The sequence below is a fragment of the Terriglobales bacterium genome (assembly GCA_035624455.1).
In the GTDB taxonomy this organism is placed as follows: Bacteria; Acidobacteriota; Terriglobia; order Terriglobales; family Acidobacteriaceae; genus DASPRM01.
Map to the genome: position 1 here is coordinate 1 of DASPRM010000130.1, position 2776 is coordinate 2776.

General features: G+C 57.3%; 2 protein-coding genes. Both read left to right on the forward strand.

Annotation, left to right across the window (positions count from 1 at the left end):
* Nucleotides 1-944: efflux RND transporter periplasmic adaptor subunit (locus VEG30_14785; protein ID HXZ81193.1), on the forward strand; the 944-nt coding region annotated here is incomplete at its 5' end.
* Nucleotides 945-946: 2 nt separating this feature from the next.
* Nucleotides 947-2776, forward strand: a 1830-nt coding sequence (locus tag VEG30_14790; protein ID HXZ81194.1) for an efflux RND transporter permease subunit, incomplete at its 3' end; no start/stop codon positions are given.

Sequence of the window (2776 nt, forward strand, 5' to 3'; positions counted from 1 at the left end):
TCGTCAAGAAGGACCAGCTTCTGTTTGAGCTCGACCCGCGGCAGTACCAGGCTGAGCTGGACCAAGCCAAGGCGCAGTTAGGCTTCTCCGAAGCTAATCTCGCTAGGTACGATGCCGATGTCCAGCGCGATACCCCGCTGGCCGCCCAAAATGCGATCCCGCAGAAGCAGCTCGATACGGACCTAGCCAATCAGGCTGCCTCGAGGTCCGAGGTGAAATCCAGGAAGGCCAATCTTGCAAACACGGAGCTGAATCTCGGTTGGACCAAGATCTATTCGCCCATTGACGGCATCGCCGGCGTATCCAACTCCCAGATCGGCGATTTGGTGGGAACTAACACCAAAATGACGACCGTTTCGCGAGTGGATCCGATATGGGCGTACTTCAGCGTTAGTGAAAGCCTTTTTCTCAGTTTTGCGCCACAAGTGACAGCAATCATCGCGGGCAAGGTCAGCCAAGCCGCGCGCAGAAGTGCATTAGTGGTGGAGTACATCCAGGCCAATGACATCCCTTATTCGCAGAAAGGTACGATCATCTACGTAAATCGTCAGGTTGGCACACAGACGGGCACCATCCAGTTGGCGGCTGAATTTCCCAATCCGGGCGCCGTTCTGCGTCCGGGCGGTTTCGGCCGAGTCCGGATCAAGATTGGCGAAAACAAGAACGCCCTGCTTGTTCCACAGACGGCCGTAATCGAGGTGCAGTCGGAATACCAGATCATTGTGCTCACGCCTGACAACAAGGCAATGTTCCGGCCGGTCAAGGTAGGGGATCGCGTCGGGCGGAACTGGATCATCACTGAGGGATTGAAGCCGGGCGATCGGGTTGTGGTCGAAGGGATCCAGAAGGTCCAGACGGCAGCAGCACAGATGGCGCAGTCAGCAAGGGAAGGCATTCCAGTCATTCCGAAGCCGTATGTAGCCGGTGCGGGCGGGGGCATCTGACCATGTCCAAATTCTTTATCAATCGGCCCATCGTCGCCATGGTCATTTCCATTCTGATGGTGCTGGTCGGCGTGGTCTCGGTGCTCAAGCTGCCCACGTCGCAGTTCCCGAACATCGCCGACCCGATGATCCAGGTGAAAGCGACCTATCCCGGTGCGGATGCCCAAACAATCGCTGAGTCGGTTGCGACTCCGATTGAGCAGCAGATGTCAGGCGTCAGCGGCATGAACTACATGTACTCCTTGAGCGCCAGCTCGGGAGGAGGGATGTCCCTGTACGTGGATTTCCAGCTTGGGACCGATGTCAACACCGACCAGATTCTGGCACAGATGCGGACTGCGCAAGCCAACTCCCAGTTGCCGAGCGACGTGGTCCAGCAGGGTGTAATTGTGCAGCCGGGTACGACCGCGCCCTTCATGCTGCTCGACCTCTACTCGCCCAGCGGCGTATACGACAACATTTTCCTGGCTAACTATGCCACTATCAATTTGCAGTACGCACTGACCCGTATATCAGGTGTCTCTCAGGTCCAGATATATGGCGCAGGACCCTATTCCATGCGCATTTGGGTGAATCCTGACAAGTTGGCGAACCTGGGAGTGACAGTTTCTGACATCACGAACGCAGTCAAGGCCCAAAACAAGGTCAATCCCGCTGGCCAGGTTGGAGGGGAGCCCGTTCCTTCTGGTCAGCAATTCACCTATAACGTGCGGGCTCCTGGGCGTCTGCCCACGACCGAGGAGTTTGGTGAGATCGTCATCCGCGCCCAGCCCGACGGTTCAATTCTTCGGCTGAAGGATGTCGCGCGCCTGGAATTGGGATCGCAATATTATTCCTATCTTGCACGGTTGGGAGTGGCAGAAGAAGGCAAGCCTGCCCAACCAGCGGCCCTTATAGCGCTCTACCTCACGCCGGGTAGTAATGCGCTGCAGACGCGAGACGCCGTCCTAAAGATGATGGAGGAGTCGAAACGGAGGTTCCCTCAGGGGCTTGACTACATTGTGGCGCTGGATACAACGCTCGCGGTCAGGGCCGGCATCGATGAAATCTACAAGACCCTGCTCGAAGCTCTAGTTCTAGTCATTTTGGTGGTGTACATCTTTCTTCAGGGGTGGAGAGCAACGCTTATCCCTTTGCTAGCGGTTCCCGTCTCTCTGATTGGAACTTTCGTGGTCTTTCCAGTGCTTGGGTTCTCCATCAACACCCTGTCGCTCTTTGGGCTCGTCTTGGCGATTGGACTAGTCGTCGATGATGCGATTGTCGTCGTGGAGGCCGTGGAGCACCATATCGAGCACGGAATGACACCCCACGACGCGACCATCAAGGCGATGGAGGAAGTCTCCGGGCCTGTAGTTGCTATCGGACTCATTCTGGCCGCCGTATTCGTTCCGACAGCCTTCGTTCCTGGTATCACCGGTCAGCTTTACAAACAGTTTGCAGTCACAATCGCGATTTCGGTGCTCTTCTCGGCGTTCAATGCGCTGACCCTCAGTCCGGCACTTTCCGCCCTGCTGCTGCGCCCCAGGAAGCCGGCGCGCGGCCCCCTCGGCGCCTTCTTCCGCTGGTTCAACCGTATCTTCGGGCGCGCCACCGACGGGTACGTGAATTGGTGCGGACACCTGATCCGTAAGGCCGGGTTTGCGTTTCTCTTGCTCGCCCTGCTAACCGTAGGTGCAGCTTTCTTTGGCAAGAGGATCCCCAAGAGCTTCCTCCCCGATGAGGACCAGGGGTACATCTATGCCGGCTTGCAACTGCCGAACGCGTCCTCGCTCCAACGTTCCTCGGATGCTGCCAGGGAAGTCGAGAAGGCGATCATGGAGACACCCGGCGTT